At 47.2% G+C, this 24,803-nt stretch carries 22 protein-coding genes; 16 read left to right on the top strand and 6 right to left on the bottom strand.

The genetic code is table 11. The annotated features are described in order from the left end of the window. Nucleotides 1–15: 15 nt before the first annotated feature. From rsmB to AB4209_RS15810, 4 genes are all read left to right on the top strand, one after another. On the top strand, nt 16–1,296 hold the full coding sequence (gene rsmB / locus AB4209_RS15825) for a 16S rRNA (cytosine(967)-C(5))-methyltransferase RsmB (RefSeq protein ID WP_017058774.1): 1,281 nt from the start codon (nt 16–18) through the stop codon (nt 1,294–1,296). Nucleotides 1,297–1,405: 109 nt separating this feature from the next. Continuing rightward, nucleotides 1,406–2,782 (top strand): Trk system potassium transporter TrkA, encoded by a 1,377-nt coding sequence (gene trkA / locus AB4209_RS15820; RefSeq protein ID WP_004735766.1) that lies wholly within the window; start codon nt 1,406–1,408, stop codon nt 2,780–2,782. Between the two features lie 80 nt (nt 2,783–2,862). After that, on the top strand, nt 2,863–4,308 hold the full coding sequence (locus AB4209_RS15815; protein ID WP_017077319.1) for a TrkH family potassium uptake protein: 1,446 nt from the start codon (nt 2,863–2,865) through the stop codon (nt 4,306–4,308). A 26-nt stretch (nt 4,309–4,334) separates the two neighbouring features. After that, on the top strand, nt 4,335–4,910 hold the full coding sequence (locus AB4209_RS15810) for a DUF3157 family protein (RefSeq protein ID WP_372056436.1): 576 nt from the start codon (nt 4,335–4,337) through the stop codon (nt 4,908–4,910). Here the strand turns inward: AB4209_RS15810 and AB4209_RS15805 are convergent. Together AB4209_RS15805 and AB4209_RS15800 are read right to left on the bottom strand one after the other, a co-directional pair. Then, complete coding sequence (locus AB4209_RS15805) at nt 4,907–5,560, bottom strand: hemolysin III family protein (RefSeq protein WP_017063010.1); 654 nt, start codon at nt 5,558–5,560, stop codon at nt 4,907–4,909. The genes AB4209_RS15810 and AB4209_RS15805 overlap by 4 nt on opposite strands. 156 nt (nt 5,561–5,716) lie before the next feature. Beyond that, the gene (locus tag AB4209_RS15800; protein ID WP_017058778.1) at nt 5,717–6,508 is read right to left on the bottom strand and encodes a sporulation protein; all 792 of its coding nucleotides are present in this window, start codon (nt 6,506–6,508) and stop codon (nt 5,717–5,719) included. Between the two features lie 283 nt (nt 6,509–6,791). On the opposite strand from AB4209_RS15800, the gene AB4209_RS15795 reads away from it, so the two are divergent. The 6 genes from AB4209_RS15795 to AB4209_RS15770 all read left to right on the top strand — a co-directional run bounded on the left by AB4209_RS15795 (nt 6,792) and on the right by AB4209_RS15770 (nt 11,910). Next, nucleotides 6,792–6,959 carry a hypothetical protein gene (locus AB4209_RS15795; protein ID WP_004739323.1) on the top strand — a complete coding sequence of 56 codons (168 nt, stop codon included), beginning with the start codon at nt 6,792–6,794 and terminating at the stop codon, nt 6,957–6,959. A 131-nt stretch (nt 6,960–7,090) separates the two neighbouring features. Further along, a complete protein-coding gene (locus AB4209_RS15790) occupies nt 7,091–7,354 on the top strand; it encodes a YihD family protein (RefSeq protein WP_009848104.1) in 264 nt (87 codons plus the stop codon). A 326-nt stretch (nt 7,355–7,680) separates the two neighbouring features. Continuing rightward, nucleotides 7,681–9,099 (top strand): cytochrome c oxidase accessory protein CcoG, encoded by a 1,419-nt coding sequence (ccoG, locus tag AB4209_RS15785; RefSeq protein ID WP_017058780.1) that lies wholly within the window; start codon nt 7,681–7,683, stop codon nt 9,097–9,099. A 72-nt stretch (nt 9,100–9,171) separates the two neighbouring features. Next, on the top strand, nt 9,172–10,158 hold the full coding sequence (locus AB4209_RS15780; RefSeq protein WP_017058781.1) for a serine/threonine protein kinase: 987 nt from the start codon (nt 9,172–9,174) through the stop codon (nt 10,156–10,158). A 55-nt stretch (nt 10,159–10,213) separates the two neighbouring features. Then, complete coding sequence (locus tag AB4209_RS15775; protein ID WP_017063015.1) at nt 10,214–10,813, top strand: thiol:disulfide interchange protein DsbA/DsbL; 600 nt, start codon at nt 10,214–10,216, stop codon at nt 10,811–10,813. 140 nt (nt 10,814–10,953) lie between these two features. Beyond that, entirely contained in the window at nt 10,954–11,910 is a 957-nt protein-coding gene (locus AB4209_RS15770; protein ID WP_372056434.1) for a DUF2860 domain-containing protein, read from the top strand. Between the two features lie 62 nt (nt 11,911–11,972). Here the strand turns inward: AB4209_RS15770 and AB4209_RS15765 are convergent, their stop codons facing one another. Beyond that, nucleotides 11,973–13,496, bottom strand: a complete 1,524-nt coding sequence (locus AB4209_RS15765; RefSeq protein ID WP_017058783.1) for a YifB family Mg chelatase-like AAA ATPase — start codon at nt 13,494–13,496, stop codon at nt 11,973–11,975. A 472-nt stretch (nt 13,497–13,968) separates the two neighbouring features. Between AB4209_RS15765 and ilvG the strand changes: the two genes are divergently transcribed. Genes ilvG through ilvA form a run of 5 tightly spaced genes read left to right on the top strand, consistent with a single transcriptional unit; the run spans nt 13,969 to nt 20,305 of the window. Continuing rightward, the gene (gene ilvG / locus AB4209_RS15760) at nt 13,969–15,615 is read left to right on the top strand and encodes an acetolactate synthase 2 catalytic subunit (RefSeq protein WP_102331971.1); all 1,647 of its coding nucleotides are present in this window, start codon (nt 13,969–13,971) and stop codon (nt 15,613–15,615) included. A 1-nt stretch (nt 15,616) separates the two neighbouring features. Further along, the gene (gene ilvM, locus AB4209_RS15755) at nt 15,617–15,901 is read left to right on the top strand and encodes an acetolactate synthase 2 small subunit (RefSeq protein ID WP_017055442.1); all 285 of its coding nucleotides are present in this window, start codon (nt 15,617–15,619) and stop codon (nt 15,899–15,901) included. A 12-nt stretch (nt 15,902–15,913) separates the two neighbouring features. Next, nucleotides 15,914–16,882: a branched-chain amino acid transaminase gene (locus tag AB4209_RS15750; protein ID WP_372056432.1), complete on the top strand. Its 969-nt coding sequence runs from the start codon at nt 15,914–15,916 to the stop codon at nt 16,880–16,882. Between the two features lie 33 nt (nt 16,883–16,915). Continuing rightward, nucleotides 16,916–18,757: a dihydroxy-acid dehydratase gene (gene ilvD, locus AB4209_RS15745; RefSeq protein WP_017063018.1), complete on the top strand. Its 1,842-nt coding sequence runs from the start codon at nt 16,916–16,918 to the stop codon at nt 18,755–18,757. Between the two features lie 3 nt (nt 18,758–18,760). Continuing rightward, complete coding sequence (gene ilvA / locus AB4209_RS15740; RefSeq protein ID WP_017063019.1) at nt 18,761–20,305, top strand: threonine ammonia-lyase, biosynthetic; 1,545 nt, start codon at nt 18,761–18,763, stop codon at nt 20,303–20,305. Between the two features lie 100 nt (nt 20,306–20,405). Here the strand turns inward: ilvA and punR are convergent, their stop codons facing one another. Continuing rightward, nucleotides 20,406–21,320, bottom strand: a complete 915-nt coding sequence (punR, locus tag AB4209_RS15735) for a DNA-binding transcriptional activator PunR (protein WP_017058788.1) — start codon at nt 21,318–21,320, stop codon at nt 20,406–20,408. Nucleotides 21,321–21,483: 163 nt separating this feature from the next. On the opposite strand from punR, the gene punC reads away from it, so the two are divergent. Next, a complete protein-coding gene (punC, locus tag AB4209_RS15730) occupies nt 21,484–22,695 on the top strand; it encodes a purine nucleoside transporter PunC (RefSeq protein ID WP_017063021.1) in 1,212 nt (403 codons plus the stop codon). Nucleotides 22,696–22,819: 124 nt separating this feature from the next. Here the strand turns inward: punC and glmU are convergent, their stop codons facing one another. Together glmU and AB4209_RS15720 are read right to left on the bottom strand one after the other, a co-directional pair. Then, entirely contained in the window at nt 22,820–24,181 is a 1,362-nt protein-coding gene (gene glmU, locus AB4209_RS15725) for a bifunctional UDP-N-acetylglucosamine diphosphorylase/glucosamine-1-phosphate N-acetyltransferase GlmU (RefSeq protein WP_372056430.1), read from the bottom strand. Between the two features lie 182 nt (nt 24,182–24,363). Further along, complete coding sequence (locus AB4209_RS15720; protein WP_004735742.1) at nt 24,364–24,786, bottom strand: F0F1 ATP synthase subunit epsilon; 423 nt, start codon at nt 24,784–24,786, stop codon at nt 24,364–24,366. Between the last annotated feature and the right edge of the window lie 17 nt (nt 24,787–24,803).

Genomic DNA, 24,803 nt, shown 5'->3' with positions numbered 1-24,803 from the left:
TATTCGGTACCCCTCATGAATGTTCGCGCTGCTGCTGCAAATGTCCTATTCCAAGTTGTCGATAAAGGCCACTCTCTTTCACACGCTCTCCCTGCGGCTCAAAAAACGATCCGTCCGCGAGACCATGCTCTACTGCAAGAGATTTGCTACGGCGCACTTCGTTACCTGCCTCGTTTAGAGTCAATCGCTAACGAACTGATGGAAAACCCGCTTAAAGGTAAAAAGCGTGTATTCCACCACCTAATCTTGGTGGGCATTTACCAACTAAGCTTTATGCGTATCCCTTCGCATGCTGCGGTTGCTGAAACGGTTGAGGGTACTAAAACACTGCGTGGTCCAAGCCTGAGTGGTTTGATCAACGCTGTACTACGTAGCTACCTACGTGACCAAGAAGAACTAGACGAGAAAGCCGTTAGCCACAATGCAGGCAAATACGGCCACCCAAGCTGGATTCTAAAAATGCTTCAAGAGAGCTACCCAGATCAATGGGAGCAACTGGTTGAAGCAAACAACAGCAAGGCACCAATGTGGCTGCGCGTTAACCGCCAACACCACACTCGTGACGAGTATGTTGAACTGCTTAAAAACGAAAACATTGAATACACATTGCACCCTGAAGCTGCTGATGCCATAAAATTAGCTGCACCTTGTGATGTTACTTTGCTTCCTGGCTTCGACAGAGGTTGGGTATCAGTGCAAGACGCTGCCGCTCAGCTTTCGGTTGATTACCTAACACCAAAAGATGGTGAGCTGATCTTAGATTGTTGTGCTGCACCAGGTGGTAAAACGGCACACATTCTTGAGCACACTCAAGATACTGAAGTGGTTGCGATTGACTGCGACATCAAACGTCTAGACCGCGTTTACGATAACCTTGAGCGCCTGCAACTGCGTGCCGACGTAATTTGTGGTGATGCTCGCTACCCTGAAGAGTGGTGGATGGGTGATAAGTTCGACCGTATTCTGCTTGATGCACCTTGTTCAGCGACTGGCGTTATTCGCCGTCACCCTGACATCAAGTGGCTACGTCGTGCGTCTGACATTGATGCGCTGGCTGAACTGCAAAGCGAGATTATGGATGCAATGTGGCGTCAGCTGAAAGAAGGCGGCACCATGGTTTATGCGACATGTTCTATCACGCCGCAAGAAAACGTGCTGCAAGTGAAAGCATTCCTAGCACGTACTGAAAACGCAACGCTGGTTGGGTCTGATATCGAAAATCCGGGTCGTCAAATACTACCTGGAGAAGAAGATATGGATGGCTTCTACTACGCAGTTCTAGTAAAACAGGCATAACAACTAACAGCGGCTAAGAATTTATTTCTTAGCCGCTGTTTCTTTCTAGTGCATTATCAAAACAAAGTTAGATAACTAGAATTACCACGGTAAAGAAAAGAGAAAGGCTATGAAGATCATTATCCTAGGTGCTGGACAAGTTGGCGGTACCCTTGCTGAAAACCTGGTTGGTGAAAACAACGACATCACCATTGTCGACCGTAATGCTGACCGACTTCGTGAACTTCAGGATAAGTACGACCTTAGGGTTGTAAACGGTTATGCCAGCCACCCAAACACACTACGTGAAGCGGGTGCGCAAGATGCCGACATGTTAGTTGCCGTAACTAACATGGATGAAACCAACATGGCTGCGTGTCAGGTTGCTTTCTCTCTTTTCAATACGCCGAACCGAATTGCTCGTATTCGTTCTCCTCAATACCTAGAAGAGAAAGAAGCGCTATTCAAATCAGGTGCCATCCCAGTCGATCACCTGATCGCACCCGAAGAACTAGTGACTAGCTACATCGAGCGCCTGATTCAATACCCAGGCGCACTGCAGGTTGTGAGCTTTGCTGAACAGAAGGTTAGCCTAGTAGCAGTAAAAGCCTACTACGGTGGTCCACTGGTGGGTAACGCACTGTCTGCTTTGCGTGAGCACATGCCGCACATTGATACCCGTGTTGCCGCTATTTTCCGTCAAGGTCGCCCTATTCGCCCACAAGGCACCACCATCATTGAAGCCGATGATGAGGTTTTCTTTGTGGCAGCGAGTAACCATATCCGCTCAGTAATGAGTGAGCTACAACGCCTAGAGAAACCGTACCGCCGCATCATGATTGTCGGTGGTGGTAACATTGGTGCAAGCTTGGCAAAACGCCTTGAGCAGAGCTACAGCATCAAGCTTATCGAGCGCAGCTACACTCGTGCCGAAAAGCTGTCTGAAGAATTAGAAAACACCATCGTCTTCTGTGGCGATGCGGCAGACCAAGAGCTGCTAACCGAAGAGAACATCGATCAAGTGGACGTGTTCATTGCCCTAACCAATGAAGATGAAACCAACATCATGTCAGCAATGCTGGCGAAGCGAATGGGTGCCAAGAAGGTAATGGTACTGATTCAGCGTGGTGCTTACGTAGACCTTGTTCAGGGTGGCGTGATTGATATTGCTATCTCTCCACAGCAAGCGACCATTTCTGCGCTGCTTACTCACGTTCGTCGTGCTGATATTGTTAACGTATCATCTCTACGTCGCGGCGCTGCAGAGGCGATCGAAGCCATTGCTCACGGTGACGAAACCACATCGAAAGTGGTTGGCCGAGCGATTGGCGACATCAAGCTACCACCGGGCACCACTATTGGTGCGATTGTTCGCGGAGAAGAAGTACTTATCGCGCACGATAGAACCGTAATCGAACAAGATGACCACGTAGTGATGTTCCTAGTGGACAAGAAATACGTACCTGATGTTGAGTCTCTATTCCAACCGAGCCCGTTCTTCTTATAGCCTTGTTCTCGTAAGTATCTTCTCGCAACCTTCTTCTTGTGAGAACGACGCTTCGGCACAAAGCGATGGTCTATTAAGCTATGGTCAACTTTCGTCCGATATTATTAGTGATAGGGTTAGTGTTATCAAAACTCGCCCTTTTCATGTACATCCCCACATTGGTTGCCTTTTTCACAGGCACCGGTGGCTTCCTCGAGTTTGGTCAATCGGTAGTGATCACGCACATTGTGGCGTTCATCTGCTTGAGCTTAGGGCGCTCCGCTAAGTTCCGACTTGGGGTGCGGGACATGTTCCTGATCACCTCTCTGGTATGGACGATAGCCAGTGCCTTTGCTGCACTGCCGTTTGTCTTCATCAACCACATCAGCTTCACTGACGCCTATTTTGAAACCATGTCTGGTATCACCACAACAGGCTCAACCGTATTAAGCGGCTTAGACAGCATGGCACCAAGCATTCTGTTGTGGCGTTCTATATTGCAATGGTTAGGTGGCATCGGCTTCATCGTTATGGCGGTAGCGGTTCTGCCAATGCTCAACGTCGGTGGTATGCGCCTGTTCCAAACCGAATCATCCGACTGGTCAGATAAAAGCAGCCCACGAGCAAAAACGGTCGCGAAGAACATCGTGGCGGTTTATCTGGTTCTGACTGGCTTGTGCATCATTAGCTATCTCTTTGCAGGCATGGGCATCTTTGACGCGATCAATCATGCCTTCACAACACTGTCTACGGGTGGTTACTCAACATCAGATGGCTCGATGAACCACTTCTCTAACAGTGCTCACTGGGTGGGAACCCTGTTCATGTTCCTTGGTGGTCTGCCGTTCCTACTGTTCGTTAGCGCACTGCGTGGCAGAAAACTCTCAATCCTCTACAAAGACGCGCAAGTGAGAGGCTTCACCTATCTATTCTTAGTCACCAGTGCCGTGATATCGACATGGTTGGTGGTTAGAGATGGCTACACGGTCATGGATGCGATGCGTGTTTCGATGTTCAATATTGTGTCAGTCGTAACCACAACCGGTTTTGGCTTAGAAGATTTCACCGCGTGGGGCGCTTTGCCTACCACGCTGTTTGCCTTTTTAATGATGGCGGGCGCGTGCTCAGGTTCAACCTCTGGTGGTATCAAGATCTTCCGCTTCCAGATCGCGATGACCATGCTTCATAAGCAGATGATGAAACTGATTCACCCGTCGGGCGTGTTTGTTCAACGCTACAATCAGCGACCGGTGAATGACGATATTGTGCGTTCACTAGTCGCATTTGGTTTGATGTTCTTTATTACGATTATCTTAATTGCAGGTGGCTTGAGCGCGATGGGGCTTGATCCCGTGACCAGTATATCTGGCGCTATCACAGCCGTTGCCAACGTTGGTCCTGGTATGGGCAGCGTTATCGGTCCAACCGGGAACTTTGCTCCACTGCCCGACGCCGCTAAATGGTTGCTAAGCTTAGGAATGCTGATGGGGCGACTCGAGATATTGACGCTCATTGTTCTATTTTTCCCAGCCTTTTGGCGACGTTAACCAAGCACAAAATCAAGGAAACACAGATGAAATCATACGTACTTCTCGCTAGCGCATTGCTCGCAAACTCAGTATTCGTAAGTTCTGCCTTTGCTGATCAAATGGTCACCTTGCCTGATGGCAAGCAAGTGTTACTCAAAGATGATTTTACTTGGCAATACGTGGCACCAAAGCAAACGGAAGCAGCAACGACAACATCAGAGACTGCAGTGCCTGTCATAGCCGTACCTGTCGCAACGAACACGCGTGGCACTACGATTGTGGTTAATAGTAAAAAGCCAAGCTTACAGCTGTCTCAGTCAGGAGTGGATGTTGTACTGGGTGCAAGTCGCTATGAAGACGGTGAGCTTATCATTCCGACAGCCATCACTAACCAAGGCACTCAAGCGGTCATTTTGGTATCACTTAACATCAGCGTATTTACTGCAGAAGGTGAGTTGTTGGCAGAAGAAGAAGTTGCTGTGTGGAAATCAATCAAACGAATGGCCGACACATACCTACGACCAAAGACGGGTGAAGAAGGCAAGCTCATCAAGCTCGACCTAGAACAACACCCTGAATATCAGATTAAAGCTGAGATTACTGAGGTGCTGACTCGTTAAACCGGAGTCACGTACAGATAGATAGCGAAGAAATGGCAAGCGCAGCCCGCCAACACAAACAAATGCCAGATGGCATGATTGTAAGGGATGCGTTTTGCCACATAGAAAATCACACCCAACGAGTAAATCACGCCACCGAGTGCTAGTAGCACCAAACCACCCATCTCGATATTCATCGCCAGTTGATAAACCACAATCAGCGATAACCAACCCATCGCCAAGTAAGTCACCAATGACAAACGCTTAAATCGGTAGACGAAGGCAATCTTCATAATGATTCCGACTAGCGCGATACCCCAAATCACTGCCATCAAACCCATCGCCAATGGTGTTCTTAAACTCACCAATAAAAATGGCGTGTAACTGCCAGCGATCAATAAGTAGATCGCACAGTGATCGAGAGTTTTCAGTAATCGCTTGGTCTTTTCTGTGGTGATCGAGTGATAAAGCGTGGAAGCGAGAAAGAGTAGGATAATACTGCTGCCATATACCGCCATACTCGCAATAGTCAGTATGTCGGCTTGATGGTCGAACGCACGAATCAGCAGCAGGATTAAACCAACCACGCCAAGCACAACACCCAAGCCATGGGTTATCGCATTGGCGCGTTCTTCGATGTCACTGTATTCGCTCGCCGATGATGCAGACATGATTATCCTACTAGAGTAAATGTTCGATTTGCCTAGTATTGCACATTAAGCTTACACGTGTAAGCTTAAATTTTTATGACATCTTTTATGACATTAATAACGCCTAAACGGTGTGATGAAGCTAAGGTCTCTAAAGCTACAGAACCAAAGAGCTAACTAAGATGCGTTGTCTAGATACTCAAGTACCATCTTGCCCGCATCTTGTGGTGACGTATCCAATGGCACACTCAATTGACGCTGCAGTTGGCCAATGCCTAACAAGCTCGCCAACATGCCTTTTGCACCATCGCGATTACGGTCTATCTCAAACCACAACTTAAGCTCGGTTTCATCACGATGAGCAACCACTTCCAGTTCACGCCAGCGGCCATGATATGGACCAGTGGTAGGGACAAACTCAAACTCTTGAACAAATGGCAGTTCAAAGCCCTCTACTGCTTCGCACTCAACTTGGCGAATGCGTAAACCTTGAGCTTCTAGTTCATTAAAAATACCATCAAGAAGTGCATCTGGGCGAACCGTTAAAATATCCTTATCCGATGGATCAATCGCCATCGCAATATCGAGCCCGGTTTCTAGCCACACCTTTGAATCACCAATCGTGACAGGTGTGTTCAGCGGGACATCAAACTCACATTCAAAATCACGGGTTTCACCCGGCTGAATAACAAAGGCATACGGCAGGCTCCATTTGGCCAACGAGTATGTCTGGTGCATTCGACGTGTTTGACCGCCCTCTTGCCTTTGCGAATTCATAGTAATTTCTTTGACGTAACGACAGCACAAGTTGAGATCGATATTGTCGATCTCTTGTGGCTGAGCGCCACCATAGACATGCACAATAATGCTCGCCTTCTTGCCTGGATAAAGCACTTCCTGTTGCAATACAGAATCCACCTTGGCAGATCCAATTCCAAAACTTGCTAACGTTTTCTTTAAGAACGACATATGCACCTCCTTTAAAGCATCATCTTAAGCCTGAAAGAGGTTCAAACTCAAATATACTGCTCACACTATTTTAGCTCTAATATCGTCTATTTATCACTCAGGCGTCGATCGATAACTTAGATAGTGATAATCTAAGCCTTGATATGCATGCATATCATTATCCTGATTTATTCTTCGGATTGGCGAAAGCCAGACGAGTGACGCTTCAAGCAATTGAGGTGGAGCTCATGGTAAATCAGGCCATTAGATTGGCAATGGATATGCCTGACCGTTAGGTAAATTAATGCGCCCAACAGCTGTCAGGTTCTCGCACACCAACCGTAGTGCGATGCGTCGTCGTAGTGGCTTTGTTGCTGCTCCAACGGCTAAGAAATTGGCTCCTACAATGACTCTAGTTGAGAAGACTGCTTTATTAGCACCGACTACAACGAAAGTGATTAAAGCCGCTTAACAAAAAGCGCAGTTTTTACTGCGCTTTTTTCTTGCCCGCTCCCATCTTGAAATGTGTTTACACATTGGTATTCCCTACCCGATTTGATACCTTAGCCACAAATCATTATAAAATTTGTGGAGAAATAAAGTATGAAGTGTCACCGCATTGAAGAACTGCTTGAACTGATGGAGCCTGAGTGGCAGAAAGATCAAGAGCTTAACCTATTAGAGTTCATCATTAAGCTATCAAAAGAAGCGGGCTACCAAGGCAAGCTTGAAGAACTGACTGACGATGTTCTTATCTATCACCTAAAAATGCGCAACAGCGAAAAAGATGAGATGATCCCGGGCCTGAAAAAAGACCAAGAAGATGATTTCAAAACCGCAATTCTAAAAGCACGTGGCCTTCTTTAGTCGCCCGTTAGTTTAGAGCTCAATTGCCGTATAGATAAAACACTCAATTTTAAAAAGCGACCACCAGGTCGCTTTTTTGTTTCTGTTCGCTATTTTTTCGTCACAACTGTTATGACTTTTGTTGTTAAAGGTTGATAGCGTTAAAGAAATGAGAACAAGATTGTCGCTATAATCGCCATCCATAAGAATCTTCTAAAATAATAAGAGTGAGTGCGATAACAACAAATGCACCAAGCTCAATTTCAACAGGTTCTCTAAACCATACTTTCAAGTAATGTCGTCATGCCCGACTTAACCGGGCAAACAAGCCACAAAAAGGATAGTCCATGAGTCAGGATAAAATCGATATCAAAGATGTGACTCCTAAAACCTTTAACCCGAAAACACATAAAGGTAATGGAGATCGATTTAACCCAAGTAACCGAATCTATGTTCGAGAAAGCAAAGGTAAATTCCAACAACTGCGTCGCTATGGCGGTTGGTTCTTACTTTTACTTTTTGCGCTTATCCCATGGATTCCCTTTGGTGAACGTCAAGCGATCTTGCTCGATATCGGCAGCCAACAGTTCAACTTCTTTGGCACCACCTTATACCCGCAAGATCTGACCCTACTCGCGATCCTATTTATGATTGCCGCGTTTGGCCTGTTTTTCATAACCACCTTCTTAGGCCGCGTCTGGTGTGGCTATTTATGCCCGCAAACCGTCTGGACCTTCATGTATATCTGGTTCGAAGAGAAGCTAGAAGGCGCTGCCAATAAGCGAAGAAAACAAGACTCGGGCAAACTGACGAGCAATTTAATCCTCAGAAAAACCCTCAAACACATTGCGTGGTGGGCGATTGCCATTGCGACGGGCTTAACCTTTGTTGGTTACTTCATCCCAATCAAAGAGTTAGTGGTTGGCTTCTTTACCTTTAACTCGTCTTTCTGGCCGGTGTTTTGGGTACTGTTCTTTGCTGGATGTACTTATGCCAATGCGGGTTGGATGCGTTCAATTGTTTGTCTGCACATGTGTCCTTACGCGCGTTTCCAGTCGGCAATGTTCGATAAAGACACCTTCATCGTTGGTTACAACACAGAACGTGGTGAAAGCCGTGGCCCTCGCTCTCGTAAAGCCGATCCAAAAGAGCTTGGTCTAGGCGACTGTATTGACTGTAATCTGTGTGTACAAGTGTGCCCTACGGGTATCGATATCCGTGACGGCCTGCAATACGAGTGTATTAACTGCGGCGCGTGTATTGATGCCTGTGACAACACGATGGAGCGTATGGGCTATGAGAAAGGCCTGATCAATTACACCACCGAGCACAGACTTGAAGGTCACTCGACCAAGGTAATGCGTCCCAAGCTGTTGGGCTATGGCGCTATCTTGATCGTGATGCTGGGCTTGTTCTTCGCCCAAATCGCGAGCGTTGATCCTGCCGGCCTAAGTGTTCTGCGTGACCGAAACCAACTGTTTAGAGTCAATAACCAAGGGTTGGTTGAAAACACCTACACCTTGAAAGTGATCAACAAGACTCAACAAGAGCAAGAGTACAAACTCGGTGTTAGCGGACTGCCCGATTCTATCTGGTATGGTAAACAGACGATTACTGTCGATCCAGGCGAGGTTTTGAACCTACCTATCAGTTTAGGCGCCGACCCAGAAAAACTGAGCTCACCAGTTTCGACAATTCAGTTTATACTCTCGGATAATGAAGAGTTTACGATGGAAGTCGAAAGCCGCTTTATCAAGAAGCTCTGATACCCGCACCTTAGTCTTGGTATAACAACCCAATAAATGGAAAAAGGCTCAGTAATGAGCCTTTTTTATTCTATGACGATGCAAGCCTTTAACTTTGATAACCTGACTCCTGACTTCATGTGGTACGCACTGGAGAGCATTGGAGTTCGTGCTGAATCCGGGCTTCTCGCTCTCAACAGCTACGAAAACCGGGTGTATCAATTCACCGATGAAGACCGTAAGCGCTACGTCGTTAAGTTTTATCGTCCGCAACGCTGGAACAAGGCACAGATCCAAGAAGAGCATGACTTCGCACTCGAGCTTATCGAGCAAGAGATGCCGGTTGCGCCTCCAATGCGAATCAACGGTGCAACCTTACATGAATACCAAGGCTACCTATTTGCACTATTTGAAAGTGTTGGCGGCAGACAGTATGAAGTTGACAATCTAGATCAATTGGAAGGCGTAGGACGCTTTCTTGGTCGTATTCATAAAGCCAGCGCGGGAAGAACATTCCAGCATCGCCCGACCATCAGCTTAGATGAATACCTTTATCAGCCACGTAAGATTCTAGAGAACTCTCAGTTTATCCCGACGCACCTAGAAAATGCCTTCTTCAATGACGTTGACCTTCTGATCAAAGAGCTAGAGAGCCAGTGGCCGAGCAACATTGAGAATATCCGCCTGCACGGTGACTGCCACCCTGGCAATATTTTGTGGCGCGATGGGCCAATGTTCGTCGATCTTGATGACGCACGTAACGGCCCTGCGATACAAGATCTGTGGATGCTGCTCAATGGCGAGCGCCAAGATAAGCTGATGCAACTGGATATTTTGCTAGAGAGTTACCAAGAGTTTTGCGATTTTAATACCGCACAACTGAAACTAATCGAACCACTACGCGGTCTACGTATGGTGCATTACATGGCATGGTTGGCGAAACGATGGCACGATCCTGCGTTTCCTCTGGCCTTCCCGTGGTTTAATGATCCGAAATATTGGGAGCAACAAGTACTTGCTTGTAAAGAGCAAATTGCTACCCTGCAAGAGCCACCACTTTCGTTAATGCCTCAGTGGTAACAGCAATCGCAACATACAACTAGATAAAAATTCAAACATAATGGAGATTGGATAAATGAAAAAGCTATTCGCATTTTTCTCATTGATCATGTTGAGCCTTACCGCTCACGCTGCGAAATTTAACGAAGGTGAACACTACAAAGTTCTCGACCTAGAAGCATCAAAAAAACCAATGGTGACAGAGTTCTTCTCTTTTTACTGCCCACACTGTAATAGCTTTGAGCCAATCATCCAGCAGCTAAAACAACAGCTACCTAAAGACGCTAAGCTACAGAAGAACCATGTTTCATTCATGGGTGGCAACATGGGTCTGCCAATGAGCAAAGCTTACGCGACAATGATTGCACTGAAAGTTGAAGATAAAATGGTGCCAGTGATGTTTAACCGCATCCACACAATGAACAAGCCACCACGTGATGAAGAAGAACTGCGTCAAATCTTCCTAGACGAAGGCGTTGATGCGAAGAAATTCGATGCTGCGTATAACGGCTTTGCTGTAGATTCTATGGTTCGTCGCTTCGACAAAGCATTCAAAGACAGCGGCCTTTCAGGTGTACCCGCTGTTGTGGTTAACAACCGCTACCTAGTAGAAGCTCAAGGTATCAACTCTCTTGATGAGTACTTCGAGCTCGTGAACTTCTTATTAAAGAAGTAAGCCATTGATGAAAGGAAGCTTCGGCTTCCTTTTTTTTTGCTAGTTCAAAAATCATTATTGATAAATAATTAACCTGGAAGTTTAAAGCTTTACTGCTATTAATAACCCGTCCTAAGAACCGGTGGGCAAGGAGCCCTTGAATGAAAATAAAAATAACTCTCTTGGCATTGAGCGTTGCGGCTTCTCCCGCTTTTGCCAAGCTTGCAGACCAACAAGGTTTCAATGGTGAAATCTCTCTCAATACCGGGGTTACCTCTTCCACCTCGAACTTTAATACCGATGCTGATAGCAATCTTTCATCCACAGATCAGAAGGCTTCTTCGGAAAGCTCTTTTCTGGTTGCTCCTTTAGGTAGTGTTGCTTATACCTTTGGTGAAAAGCTAAACCATCAGGTATACACAGGTACCGCGCGAGATGATGTAGCAACAGGTACTGTAGTTCTCGAAGTCGGTTACAAATACCAACTTGAGTCAGGCATGGTGATCGACGCTTCACTGCTGCCAACCATTATGTCTGGTGAAACTTGGGCTGATCCATACAACACCACATCAGCTCGCACCAAGACCGATGAAACTGGCAATGCGTTTCGTTTGAAGCTAAGCAACATTGCGGGCTCAGCTTTCTCGCTAGACATGGCCTATGCGACCAAAGATGTCGACAAGGATGATATTCAAGATCAAGAGCTCAAACGAGATGCCAATACTCTCTACTTGAAAGGTCAATATCGCCTGCCACTCAGTCGTACCATGATGCTTATTCCATCCGTCATCTATCAAACACGTGATGCTGATGGTAAAGCTGAATCTTACGACCAATTCGGTGGTGAGGTAAGCTTGTTTGGTGGCATGGGGCGTCACCAGTACGCACTAACAGCGGGTTACAGCCAACGCTCTTACGATGCGAGCAACCCGATCTACGACAAGAAACGCAGCGACGACAATATCAACCTATTCGCCGCCTATGAGTATGATCAATTCATGGATTGGGAAAACTGGTCGTTTATTTCACTGGCAGGCTACGGCACCAGCGACTCGAACATTACCTTCTACGACGAGTCTCAATATATAGTTTCAGTTGGCTTGAACTACAAGTTCTAACCTTAGCGAGTATGAACTGCAATCCAACGAAAGCCTGCATCTAAGCAGGCTTTTTCTGCTTGCTAGACAGCTTGAGCCGTGAGTTGTTTCAGCAAGCGATCCATCGCGCGATAGCCTAGCGCTTCTGATAGATGTTTCTTTTCGATCTGCTCGTTACCGTCAAGGTCGGCAATGGTTCGTGCCACCTTAATAATTCGATGATAAGCACGAATCGATAAACCCAAGCGATGTAGTGCTGTCTCAAGAAACTCTGCATCTTCGCGTCGCAGTGGGCAATACTTCTCAATTTCTCGGCTACCTAACAGTGCATTCGATTTATGGTTGCGAGATAGCATTAACTCTCGCGCCTGCCTAACCCTTTGCTTAACTACTTGAGTGGTTTCACCGCGATCACCGCCTTCGGCCAACATTCCTTTTGGCAACAGAGGTATCTCCAATGACATATCGAACCTATCCAGCAAGGGCCCAGATAAGCGATTGAGGTAACGCAGAATGATCTGTGGGTTGGCGCGCGCCTGGTTACCTTCGTAATAACCCGTTGGACTTGGGTTAAGTGCACCGACCAATTGAAAACGCGCAGGAAAACGAGTCTTGCCCGCAGCACGGGAGATAATGATCTCGCCCGACTCTAGTGGCTCTCGTAATGAATCAAGCACCTTGCGCTCAAACTCCGGCATCTCATCTAAGAACAATAAGCCGTTATGCGCTAAAGAGATCTCTCCGGGGCGAGGCACCGAACCACCACCCACTAATGCCGCCATTGAACTGGAATGGTGAGGAGAGCGAAAAGGTCGTTGCTTCCAGTTGTATTGATTGATTTCTTGTTGCGTTAACGAGGCCACCGACGCGGTTTCCATCGCTTCGTCATCACTCATTTCAGGTAATAGGTCACGCAGTCGAGAAGCGAGCATAGTTTTTCCGGTTCCGGGTGGGCCAAGAAACAATAAGTTATGATTCCCAGCAGCGGCTATCTCTAGAGCTCGCTTGCCTTGTTGTTGGCCGATAATATCTTGTAGGTCGCGAAGCACTGAAACATCAGCCTGATGATGTTCCGTTCTATATAGCCCAAGCTGAGCCTGTCCACACATGTCAGCACAAACCTCCAACAAGGTTTGTGCAGATTTATGCGCTCCCTTGCCCACCAGCGCAGCCTGATCACCGTTATGATGTGGGACAACTAAGCATCGCTCTACACTGTCGGCGGCTAACGTCGCAGGCAAAACGCCCTTTACCGAGCGAAGTTCTCCTGACAATGCCAACTCACCGATAAATTCATGTTGAGCTATTTTTGATGTCGGAAGCTGATCTGACGCCACCAAAATCCCAAGCGCGATGGGCAGGTCAAAACGGCCACCTTCTTTGGGCAAATCGGCTGGGGCGAGATTAACCGTGATTCTTTTCGATGGAAACTCAAAGCGAGAATTGATGATCGCGCTTCTCACTCGATCTTTAGATTCCTTGACCGTTGTTTCAGGTAGACCCACCAGCGTGAAGCCAGGCATTCCGTTGCTTATATGCACCTCAACGGTCACTTCTGGCGCCTCTACACCCACACTAGCTCGGCTATGAATTATCGCGAGTCCCATAACTTTCCTTTGTCTTTGATTTAAAAGTATTCGCTCTGGATATTCGTTGCTCACCAAAGCGATAAGGTTGTTATATAGCTTGGTGGAATGGTATTTTAATGTGAAAAAAGAATGACATTTCCCTTGTCATGCGGCAGATTTGTGTGATAACACTAGAGATGTAGACATTTACTGAAGACAATAAACGAGAAAACTCGAATATTATGATTTTTAACGCTCGCATTTACGCACTGATTAACCTGATTATCGTAGTCATTATTAAGACTGCGCGGGGGCGAGTGGGAAGAAAGTAACCACGAATTAGAAAAAACCCCCGCACTGACAAGTCCGGGGGTTTTTTCTAATTTAAACATTCGATTTTTATATTTTTGAGCATTTTCGGCTTTGCCGATTTACAGGAAGAATGGGAGCACAAGATGTGCAGAGACAAAGGAAACAGTTACCAAAATAAAGGTAATACGGGAGAATTCCGATGAAAGGCGCAGAACTAGTCGTATCCGCACTCAAGCAACAAGGAATTGAGACCGTATTTGGTTACCCCGGTGGTGCCATCATGCCAATCTACGATGCACTCTATGACGGCGGGGTTGAACATATCCTATGTCGCCATGAGCAAGGCGCCGCTATGGCCGCGATCGGCATGGCTCGAGCAACACAAGATGTCGCTGTTTGTATGGCAACGTCTGGCCCAGGTGCTACCAACCTAGTTACTGGCCTTGCTGATGCCTTTATGGACTCTATCCCAATGGTTGCCATCACTGGTCAAGTTGCAAGTTCCCACATTGGTACCGATGCATTCCAAGAAATGGATGTGATTGGTATGTCTCTGTCATGTACTAAACACAGCTACCTAGTAACTGATATTGAAGAGCTAGCTCCAACCCTCGCTGAAGCGTTTGTGGTAGCAAAGTCTGGCCGCCCTGGCCCGGTTATCGTCGATATCGCTAAAGACGTTCAACTAGCAGAAGCACCTGTTAACGCTCTTCCTGAATTTACTCCACCCGCAATTCCTGTTGCGACAACTGATGCCATTGAACAGGCACAGTACTTTTTGTCTCAAGCGACCCGTCCTGTTTTATACGTAGGTGGTGGTGTTCAACTTGCTAAAGCAACCGATGCGGTTCGTGAGTTTTTACGCCTAAACCCAATGCCAGCAGTAAGCACACTGAAAGGCTTGGGCACTATCGAACGTGACGACCCACACTACCTTGGCATGCTGGGTATGCACGGCACTAAAGCCGCTAACCTTGTGGTTCAAGAGAGTGACCTGTTGATTGTTGTCGGTGCTCGTTTTGATGACCGAGTAACTGGCAAACTCGATACCTTTGCGCCGCATGCTAAGGTTATCCATATCGATATCGATGCCGCTGAGTTCAGCAAACTGCGTCTTGCCAATGCGCCAATTCGCGGTGACATCAACAAGATCATGCCTCAACTAGAGCTAAGCCAAGACATCTCCTCTTGGGTTCATCACTCTGAAGGTCTTCGTAGCTCATTCAAATGGCGTTACGACCACCCTGGTGATCTGATTTTTGCTCCACTGCTGTTGAAGCAACTGTCAGACATGATGCCAGCAAGCTCTATCGTATCGACTGATGTGGGCCAACACCAAATGTGGGCAGCTCAGCACATTCAGCCTCGCGATCCACAGAACTTCATTACCTCTGCCGGTTTAGGCACCATGGGCTTTGGCTTGCCAGCTGCAATGGGTGCTTCGGTTGGGCGTCCTGATGACCAATCTATTCTAATCTCTGGTGATGGCTCGTTCATGATGAACGTGCAAGAGCTTGGCACACTGAAACGCCGCCAAATCCCAGTGAAGATGGTGCTTCTAAACAACTCTCGCTTGGGTATGGTTCGCCAATGGCAATCGTTGTTCTTCGATGGCCGCCACAGTGAAACCATCCTAGATGACAACCCAGACTTCGTGATGCTAGCGAAAGCCTTCGATATCCCGGGTAAAACCATCACGCGCAAAGAAGAAGTAGAGCCAGCACTGAAAGAGATGCTAGAAAGCAAAACCGCTTACCTACTTCATGTTCTTATTGATGAAGAAGAGAACGTATGGCCACTAGTACCGCCAGGTGCTTCAAACAGTGAGATGTTGGAGAACACATAACATGAAAAGATACCTATTAGACATCAAAGCCGATGATAAGCCTGTACTACTAGAGCGTGTTCTTCGTGTTATCCGCCACCGTGGCTTTATTGTTAAGCAAGTCGCGGGCACTCAAAACCACGAAAGTAAAGTGGCGAGTGTAGAGATCATTGTAGACAGTGACCGTCCAATCTCTTTTTTGGTCAATCAAATCGAAAAGCTGTGGGATGTGCGTACCGTTGACGTTATCTCGATCAGCCGTAATGAACTGCCAAACAACAACTTACAACAAAAGATAAACGCATAAGGAACCGCAAACATGACAGCTAAAACAGCAGACTATATTTGGTTTAACGGTGAGATGGTTCCTTGGGCAGAGGCGAACGTTCACGTCCTGACTCACGCAATGCACTACGGTACTTCTGTGTTTGAAGGTGTTCGTTGTTACAACACACCAAAAGGGCCGGTTATCTTCCGTCACCCTGAACATGCTAAGCGCCTAAAAGACTCAGCAAAAATCTATCGCCTCCCTATTCCTTACACTGAGGAAGAAATTATGGAAGCGACTCGCGAAACGCTACGCCAAAATAAGCTAGAGTCAGCGTACATCCGCCCTCTAGGTTTCGTAGGTAACGTTGGTTTGGGTGTCTGCCCGCCAGAAAATACTGAGATGGAACTGATCATCGCTGCTTTCCCTTGGGGGTCTTACCTAGGCGAAGAAGCACTAGAAAACGGCGTTGATGCAATGATTTCTAGCTGGAACCGTGCCGCTCCAAACACGATCCCAACCGCAGCAAAAGCCGGTGGTAACTACCTATCTTCACTATTAGTTGGTGGCGAAGCTCGCCGTCATGGTTACGATGAAGGCATCGCACTGAGTGTTGATGGTTACCTTTCTGAAGGGGCTGGTGAGAACATCTTTGTGGTACGTAACGGCGTGCTATCCACACCACCAGCGACCAGTGCGATTCTGCCGGGTATCACGCGTGATTCGATCATGACACTAGCAAAAGACATGGGTTATGAGATCCGTGAAGAGAACATTGCTCGTGAAGCGCTATACCTTGCTGATGAAGTATTCATGACAGGCACAGCGGCGGAAATCGTTCCGGTTCGCAGCGTAGACAAAATTACAGTAGGTGAAGGCAAACGCGGTCCTATCACTGAAAAAGTTCAAGCGGCTTACTTTGGTCTATTCAATGGCACCACTGAAGATAAGTGGGGCTGGTTAGACTACGTTTATCCAGCAGGCCAAACTTCAGAAAACCAAACGCAAACAACTAAGTAAGCAACAGCCAAATATTTTATAAGGATTTAAGCAATGCCAATCTATCGTTCAGCAACGACTACCCACGGACGCAACATGGCTGGTGCGCGCGCTTTATGGCGTGCAACTGGCGTTAAAGATGATGACTTCGGTAAGCCAATCATCGCAGTTGTAAACTCTTTCACTCAATTCGTACCAGGCCACGTTCACCTTAAAGATATGGGTCAATTGGTAGCAGGTGAAATCGAGAAAGCGGGCGGTATCGCTAAAGAATTCAACACCATCGCAGTTGATGATGGTATCGCAATGGGTCACGGTGGCATGCTGTACTCACTGCCATCACGTGAGCTTATCGCAGACTCAGTAGAGTACATGGTGAATGCTCACTGTGCGGATGCGATGGTATGTATCTCTAACTGTGACAAAATCACTCCGGGAATGATGATGGCTGCAATGCGCCTTAACATCCCAGTGATCTTTGTATCAGGCGGCCCAATGGAAGCAGGTAAAACCAAGCTTTCCGATCAAATCATCAAGTTAGACCTTGTTGATGCAATGATTCAAGGTGCCGATCCAACGATTTCTGATGAGCAAAGTGAGCAAGTAGAACGTTCTGCGTGTCCGACATGTGGTTCTTGTTCAGGTATGTTCACGGCTAACTCAATGAACTGTCTAACTGAAGCGCTAGGCCTATCTCAGCCTGGTAACGGTTCTATGCTAGCAACGCACGCTGACCGTGAAGAGCTATTCATCAATGCTGGTAAGCGTATCGTTGACCTGACTAAGCGTTACTACGAGCAAGATGACGCATCAGCACTGCCTCGTAACATCGCGAACCGCGCAGCCTTTGAAAATGCAATGGCTCTAGATATCGCAATGGGTGGCTCGAGTAACACCGTTCTTCACCTATTGGCAGCAGCTCAAGAAGGTGAAGTCGACTTTGATATGGGTGATATCGACGAGATGTCTCGCCGCGTTCCACACCTATGTAAGGTTGCGCCTTCAACACCTAAATACCACATGGAAGACGTTCACCGCGCTGGTGGTGTTATGGCTATCCTAGGTGAACTAGACCGCGCAGGCCTACTGAACAACCAAACTCGCACTGTACTTGGCCTAAGCATGCAAGAGCAGCTAGCTCAATACGACATCATGCAGACAGAAGACGAAGCGGTACTTAAGTTCTTCCGCGCGGGCCCAGCAGGTATTCGTACCACCAAAGCCTTCTCACAAGATTGCCGTTGGGATCGTCTTGATGACGACCGTAAAGAAGGTTGTATCCGTACTAAAGAGAATGCATTCAGCCAAGAAGGTGGCCTAGCCGTACTTTCAGGCAACATCGCCGTTGACGGTTGTATCGTTAAGACAGCAGGTGTTGATGAAGAGAACCTGAAATTCCAAGGTCCTGCTATCGTATTTGAAAGCCAAGACACAGCCGTAGACGGCATCTTAGCGGGTAAAGTAAAAGCAGGCGAAGTGGTTGTTATCCGTTACGAAGGTCCTAAAGGTGGTCCGGGCATGCAAGAAATGCTCTACCCAACTACCTACCTAAAATCTATGGGTCTAGGTAAGTCTTGTGCTCTTCTAACTGACGGACGTTTCTCTGGCGGTACATCCGGTTTGTCTATCGGTCACGCTTCTCCAGAAGCAGCAAGTGGCGGTGTGATTGGTCTAGTAAACACTGGCGATATCATCACTATCGACATCCCTAGCCGTTCAATCACACTTGATGTGCCTGAAGCCGAGCTAGAAGCGCGTCGTGTTAAGCAAGACGCACTAGGCTGGAAACCAGAAAACCGTCAGCGTGAAGTTTCATTCGCACTGAAAGCTTACGCAAGCATGGCAACCAGTGCCGACAAAGGCGCCGTGCGTGATAAGTCTAAGCTAGAGGGCTAGTCTATGAGTGATGACACGGTCAGTCCCCAAAAACAAACTGGCGCAGATTATCTGCGTCAGATCCTGAGAGCGCCAGTTTACGAAGCCGCAATCGTGACACCTCTGCAAGAGATGCCTCGCTTAAGTGCTCGCATTGGTAATCAGGTTCAGCTAAAGCGTGAAGACCGTCAGCCGGTCCACTCGTTCAAGCTACGTGGTGCCTACAACATGGTATCAAGCCTTTCAGAGCAACAGAAAGCCGCAGGTGTGATTGCAGCATCGGCAGGTAACCATGCTCAAGGTATGGCGCTGTCCGGTTCTAAGCTTGGTATTCAAACCACGATTGTGATGCCAAAAACCACACCAGACATCAAGGTTGATGCGGTACGTGGCTTTGGCGGTAACGTAGTTCTACACGGCAGCAACTTTGATGAAGCTAAAGCTGAAGCAGAACGCCTTTCCGCTGAACATGGCTACACCTTTGTGCCTCCATTCGATCACCCATTGGTGATCGCCGGACAGGGCACCATGGGTATGGAAATGCTTCAGCAAAATGGTCACATGGATTACATCTTTGTGCCTGTCGGTGGTGGTGGTTTGGCTGCGGGTGTTGCCGTGCTAGTTAAGCAATTGATGCCGGAAATAAAAGTCATCGCGGTTGAACCTGAAGATTCATCTTGCTTGAAAGCAGCACTGGATGCCGGTGAGCCAGTAGTACTGGATCAAGTCAGCATGTTTGCCGATGGCGTTGCGGTTAAGCGCATTGGTGAAGAGACATTCCGTCTGTGTCAGCAGTACATCGATGGTCACATTGCCGTGTCTAGCGATGAGATCTGCTCTGCGGTCAAAGACATCTTTGAAGACACTCGTGCGATTGCTGAACCTTCAGGAGCGCTTGCTCTGGCTGGTTTGAAAAAGTTTGCTGAACAGAACCAACTGCAAGACAAGCAATTAGCAACGGTATTGTCTGGTGCTAACACCAACTTCCACGGTCTGCGTTATGTCTCTGAACGTTGTGAACTAGGTGAGAAGCGAGAAGGTCTACTTGCGGTGACTATCCCTGAGCGACAAGGGGCGTTCCTAGAGTTCTGCAATATTATTGGCGGCCGAGCGGTGACGGAGTTTAACTACCGCCACAACGACGAAAGCCTAGCGAATATCTTCGTTGGTGTACGTCTGCAAGGTGGTCAGGAAGAACTTGAGCACATCATCAATGACCTACGTGAGGGCGGATATCCAGTCGTCGACCTTTCTGATGATGAGATGGCAAAACTACACATTCGCTATATGATTGGCGGCAAACCATCAAAACCATTGAAAGAGCGCCTATACAGCTTCGAGTTTCCTGAATACCCAGGAGCCTTGATTAAGTTCCTTGATACCTTAGGTACCCACTGGAACATCAGCCTGTTCAACTATCGTAACCACGGTGCCGATTATGGTCGCGTATTGTGTGGCTTCGAACTTGGCGATGATGATTTAGCTCAGTTCTCAACACATTTACGAGAGCTTGGTTATCAGTGTAAAGATGAAACCGATAACCCTTCCTACAAGTTCTTCTTGTCTTAAGAATTAAACTATCAAACCCAAAAGAGCGAGTTTTTACTCGCTCTTTTTATTGATGCTGATTCAGCTTAAGCTTGAAAAGGATCTTCTTGTAAACAGATCATTAGATCGCCTTGCGATGATCCAACCAATCTTGGTGAAGTTGCTCACTCGATCCTAGGTACTTCACCATCCATTCGATCAGTTTATGGTTATCGTCTTTTCGCCAGACCAAACAACAATGACTCTGCGGGCTCGGTTCAGGCAGTATTTTTTCCACCAGCAAGCCTTGCTCGATAATTGGCGCGGCAATGTGCCTCGGCATATAACCCACCCCAACTCCATTCTTAAGACACTCTATGGCGCTATACCAGTTAGGTAACAATAGGCGTCTTTGATTTGAGTAATGGCCTGTGTGTCGCTTAGGGAGCACACTAGAGGTATCGTCCAAACATATTGCGGGATACTGGCTAACAAACTCTTCATTGAGGTTTTGCTCTCGCACACACGGGTGGCTTGGCGACATCACAAACGCCCAATCTAGGCGTCCCATATCTTTAACCTCAAAGTCGCCGCCGACCGGAATCGCCGAGGTCGCACCAATCACAATATCCGCTCTGCCCTGTGCAATCGCCTCCCAAGAGCCATTAAACACCTCCATGTTGATCTGAAGCTCTGCAAACTCAAAGGTTTGATAGAACTCTTCAATCATCGGCTTCATCTTGTCGAGCTTCACCACATTATCGAGCGTCAGACGCAAGGTTTTCTTCCAACCTCGAGCTGCTCGACGAGTCTGGGCACTGACCTCTTCCATTTGCCTCAGTAGTGCACGCGCCTCTTCAATGAACAGTTCACCTGCCGGAGTGAGCTCAACCTTTCTCGGTAAACGCCTGAAAAGCAGCACATCCAGTTCTTGTTCGACCTGTCTGACACCATAACTGATCGCCGAGGGCACTTTGTGCAACTGCTCAGCCGCCGCGGTAAAACTGCCCAAGCGCGCTACCGTATCGAGCATTTCTAAAGAGGATTTAGAGAACATAAGCCTTCAATTTTTTTGATTGATAACCACATATTTTAGCGTTTTATTTTATCAGGTCTGAAAAATAGAATGTCAGCATAAATAAACAGGGGCTTTCACTTCTGTATATCAAACAATTTTTTTGATGATAAAAAAATCATTACCTTTAGCTTAATGGCATCTTATGAATATTTCTAAATTTCAATTGGTCTACCTTGCAGTTCTTTCAATGCTTGGCTTTATTGCGACCGATATGTACCTTCCTGCATTTAAGGCAATGGAAGTTGATTTCGCAACCGGCCCAGAGCAGATTGCTTTGTCTCTAACGGTATTCCTTGGCGGTATGGCAATGGGTCAGCTTCTTTGGGGTCTGGCGAGTGACAAGTATGGTCACCGTAATACGCTGGCGGTTGGTCTTGTTATCTTTACTGCAGCTTCATTCGGCTTAGCATTCAGCACCGAGGTATGGCATCTACTGACACTGCGCTTCATTCAAGCGATCGGCGTATGTGCTCCTGCGGTAATCTGGCAAGCAATGGTTATCAAGCGTTACTCACAAAGCAGTAGCCAACAAATTTTTGCAACCATCATGCCTTTGGTTGCGCTATCTCCTGCATTAGCACCTCAGCTAGGTGTGTTACTGGCGGATAGCTTTGGCTGGCACAGCATCTTCATCACATTAACCTTGATGGGTGCACTGCTAGTGGCGACAACAATGGCTCAACCAAAAGAAGCGCCTGAAGTAAAACAGACATCGATTAAGACAGACATCAAGATGTTACTTAAATCAAAGCCTTACATGGGCAATGTCTTAATGTTTGCTTCAGCATCTGCAGCGTTCTTCGCTTACCTAACGGGTATGCCAGAGATCATGGCTCAACTAGGTTATGAAGCAAAAGACATCGGTTTGAGCTTTATCCCACAAACAATCGCGTTCATGGCGGGTGGTTACTTCGGTAAGCAAGCAGTGAAGAAATATGGCGATGGCGTTGTACTAAGAAACCTTATCGGTTTGTTCAGTGTAGCGGCGATGCTTATCTTTATCGCATCACAGTGGGAACTGACGTCAATCTGGCCTCTACTTGCGCCTTTCTGTTTGATTGCTGTCGCAAACGGCGCACTTTACCCAATCGTAGTAAACCGTGCTCTATCAAGCGCTAAACAAAGCCCAGCAACAGCTGCTGGTCTACAAAACAGCCTGCAAATCAGTATCAGTGGCCTATCAAGTGCATTGGTCGCGGCAATGGCTAGCCAAGCACTAAGCGCGACGGGTATTGCCGTTGTGATCTGTTTGGGTGCGTTGTGGGTTGGCTATATTGTTTCGAACAAAGAGCTTTCTGAACACTTCGCGACACCTGACAACTCTCGAGTAGTCGCTGACGAGAAACAAGACTAGTTTCTAAGTTAACGAAAACAAAAAAGAGCGAGATTACTCGCTCTTTTTTTATATCTAGATAAATAAGAAAAAGCCAGTAGCGGTACTACTGACTTTCATTTAAATCATCTTATTTGTTAAGAGACTACTTTTTCTTAGTCGGACGCTGCCAGTCAGCAATCTTACGTTCTTTCGCACGGCTGATAACTAGCTCATTTTCAGAAACATCGCGTGTCACTGTAGAGCCAGCACCAACGGTAGCACCATTACCAATCGTCACAGGCGCTATTAATTGGCTATCTGAACCAACGAATACGTCGTCGCCGATGACGGTCTTAAACTTATTCGCACCATCGTAGTTACAAGTAATTGCACCCGCACCCACGTTTACGCGCTGACCAATTTCAGCATCGCCTAGATACGTTAAGTGGTTCGCTTTAGAACCTTCACCAAGGCGAGTGTTCTTCACTTCGACAAAGTTACCAACGTGCGAGTTATTGCGCATGTCAGCGCCAGGGCGTAGACGAGTGAAAGGACCAACCGTACAGTCTTCACCTACTGTTGCACCTTCGATCACACTGTATGGGCGAACGATGGTGTTGTCATCAATCTCGCAGTCTTTCAATACACAACCAGTGCCGATAACCACGTTATCGCCAATGCTTACGCTGCCTTCGATGATAACGTTAGTATCAATCTCAACGTCCATACCGCACTGCAGTTCACCACGTAGATCAAAGCGGCTTGGGTCGCGTAGCATTACGCCTTGCTTCAATAGTTTGTCTGCTTGCTCAGCTTGGTAAGCGCGCTCTAGACGAGCCAGTTGAGAGCGGTCGTTTACGCCTTCCACTTCAATTGGGCTTACTGGGTGTACCGCTTCAACTGCACGACCTTCGTCGTGAGCCGCTGCGATAACGTCAGTCAGGTAATATTCACCCTGTGCGTTGTCGTTACTTAGGCCAGACAACCAGCGCTTGAGATCGCCACCAGTCGCCACCATAACGCCAGTGTTGATCTCTTTGATAAGCTTCTGCTCATCCGTTGCATCTTTCTGTTCAACGATAGCCACAACAGGGCCATTACGACGAATAATACGTCCGTAACCCATTGGGTTGTCTAACACGACAGTAAGTAGCGCGATGCCACCGTTTGGTTGAGCGTCTAATAGGTTTTCAATGGTTTCAGGTGAGATCAGTGGAACATCACCGTATAGCACCAATACTTTTTCATCATCAGCAAAGTGTGTAGATGCTTGATCCACAGCGTGACCCGTACCCAGCTGCTCAGCTTGCAGTGCCCAGTTTACAGATTCTTCAGCTAAGGTAGCCTTCATCTGATCACCACCGTGGCCGTAAACCAGGTTGATGTTTTGAGCGCCTAAACCATTACATGTATCGATAACATGCTTCACCATTGGCTTACCCGCAAGTGTGTGCAGAACCTTTGGTGTGTTTGAATACATGCGAGTGCCTTTGCCCGCCGCGAGAATTACCGCGCTAAACTTCATTGTAAACCTATCCAACGTTATTTTTATTAAGCCGATATTGTAACCGTTTTGGGGCAAAAAATTAAATCGCAATAACCATTTAACCAGTAGTGATACGTAAAAGAAGCATTTTTGAGAATCTAAAAATGCAAAAAGGCGACCCTTAGGTCGCCTTTATCTCAGAGTCTGTAATCTTAAAAAGATTAACGACGCTGTTTTGTCAGTTCGATCACTCGTAACTGAGCAATGGCTTTAGCCAGTTCACCGGCCGCTTGTGCGAAGTCTATGTCGCCATGCTGATTTTGGATATTCTCCACAGCCTTGCGTTTAGCTTCTTCCGCCTTTGCTGCGTCTAGCTCTTCACCACGGATAGCTGTATCAGCCAGTACAGTCGCTGTACCAGGCTGAACTTCTACCATACCACCAGAAACATAAATGATTTCTTCGTGGCCGTGCTGCTTAACAATACGCACCATACCAGGCTTGATAGCGGTCAGCAGTGGAGTATGACCATGGAAAATACCAAGCTCACCCTCACTACCGGTCACCTGAAACGTCTCAACAAGGCCTGAGAAAATTTGTTTCTCTGCACTTACAACGTCTAGATGAAAGGTTATTGCTGCCATATCGCCTCCTAGTTAGC

Source organism: Vibrio sp. 10N.286.48.C11, assembly GCF_041469805.1.
Lineage (GTDB): Bacteria > Pseudomonadota > Gammaproteobacteria > Enterobacterales > Vibrionaceae > Vibrio > Vibrio crassostreae_C.
Note: the sequence above shows the minus strand (reverse complement) of the source record. Positions and strands in the feature narration are given on the sequence as shown.

Excerpts from the sequence above, each read along its gene's own strand:
- rsmB (WP_017058774.1), top strand. The coding sequence starts at position 16 with ATGAATGTTCGCGCTGCTGCTGCAAATGTCCTATTCCAAGTTGTCGAT.
- trkA (WP_004735766.1), top strand. The coding sequence starts at position 1,406 with ATGAAGATCATTATCCTAGGTGCTGGACAAGTTGGCGGTACCCTTGCT.
- AB4209_RS15815 (WP_017077319.1), top strand. The coding sequence starts at position 2,863 with ATGGTCAACTTTCGTCCGATATTATTAGTGATAGGGTTAGTGTTATCA.
- AB4209_RS15810 (WP_372056436.1), top strand. The coding sequence starts at position 4,335 with ATGAAATCATACGTACTTCTCGCTAGCGCATTGCTCGCAAACTCAGTA.
- AB4209_RS15805 (WP_017063010.1), bottom strand. The coding sequence starts at position 5,560 with ATGTCTGCATCATCGGCGAGCGAATACAGTGACATCGAAGAACGCGCC.
- AB4209_RS15800 (WP_017058778.1), bottom strand. The coding sequence starts at position 6,508 with ATGTCGTTCTTAAAGAAAACGTTAGCAAGTTTTGGAATTGGATCTGCC.
- AB4209_RS15795 (WP_004739323.1), top strand. The coding sequence starts at position 6,792 with ATGCGCCCAACAGCTGTCAGGTTCTCGCACACCAACCGTAGTGCGATG.
- AB4209_RS15790 (WP_009848104.1), top strand. The coding sequence starts at position 7,091 with ATGAAGTGTCACCGCATTGAAGAACTGCTTGAACTGATGGAGCCTGAG.
- ccoG (WP_017058780.1), top strand. The coding sequence starts at position 7,681 with ATGAGTCAGGATAAAATCGATATCAAAGATGTGACTCCTAAAACCTTT.
- AB4209_RS15780 (WP_017058781.1), top strand. The coding sequence starts at position 9,172 with ATGACGATGCAAGCCTTTAACTTTGATAACCTGACTCCTGACTTCATG.
- AB4209_RS15775 (WP_017063015.1), top strand. The coding sequence starts at position 10,214 with ATGAAAAAGCTATTCGCATTTTTCTCATTGATCATGTTGAGCCTTACC.
- AB4209_RS15770 (WP_372056434.1), top strand. The coding sequence starts at position 10,954 with ATGAAAATAAAAATAACTCTCTTGGCATTGAGCGTTGCGGCTTCTCCC.
- AB4209_RS15765 (WP_017058783.1), bottom strand. The coding sequence starts at position 13,496 with ATGGGACTCGCGATAATTCATAGCCGAGCTAGTGTGGGTGTAGAGGCG.
- ilvG (WP_102331971.1), top strand. The coding sequence starts at position 13,969 with ATGAAAGGCGCAGAACTAGTCGTATCCGCACTCAAGCAACAAGGAATT.
- ilvM (WP_017055442.1), top strand. The coding sequence starts at position 15,617 with ATGAAAAGATACCTATTAGACATCAAAGCCGATGATAAGCCTGTACTA.
- AB4209_RS15750 (WP_372056432.1), top strand. The coding sequence starts at position 15,914 with ATGACAGCTAAAACAGCAGACTATATTTGGTTTAACGGTGAGATGGTT.
- ilvD (WP_017063018.1), top strand. The coding sequence starts at position 16,916 with ATGCCAATCTATCGTTCAGCAACGACTACCCACGGACGCAACATGGCT.
- ilvA (WP_017063019.1), top strand. The coding sequence starts at position 18,761 with ATGAGTGATGACACGGTCAGTCCCCAAAAACAAACTGGCGCAGATTAT.
- punR (WP_017058788.1), bottom strand. The coding sequence starts at position 21,320 with ATGTTCTCTAAATCCTCTTTAGAAATGCTCGATACGGTAGCGCGCTTG.
- punC (WP_017063021.1), top strand. The coding sequence starts at position 21,484 with ATGAATATTTCTAAATTTCAATTGGTCTACCTTGCAGTTCTTTCAATG.
- glmU (WP_372056430.1), bottom strand. The coding sequence starts at position 24,181 with ATGAAGTTTAGCGCGGTAATTCTCGCGGCGGGCAAAGGCACTCGCATG.
- AB4209_RS15720 (WP_004735742.1), bottom strand. The coding sequence starts at position 24,786 with ATGGCAGCAATAACCTTTCATCTAGACGTTGTAAGTGCAGAGAAACAA.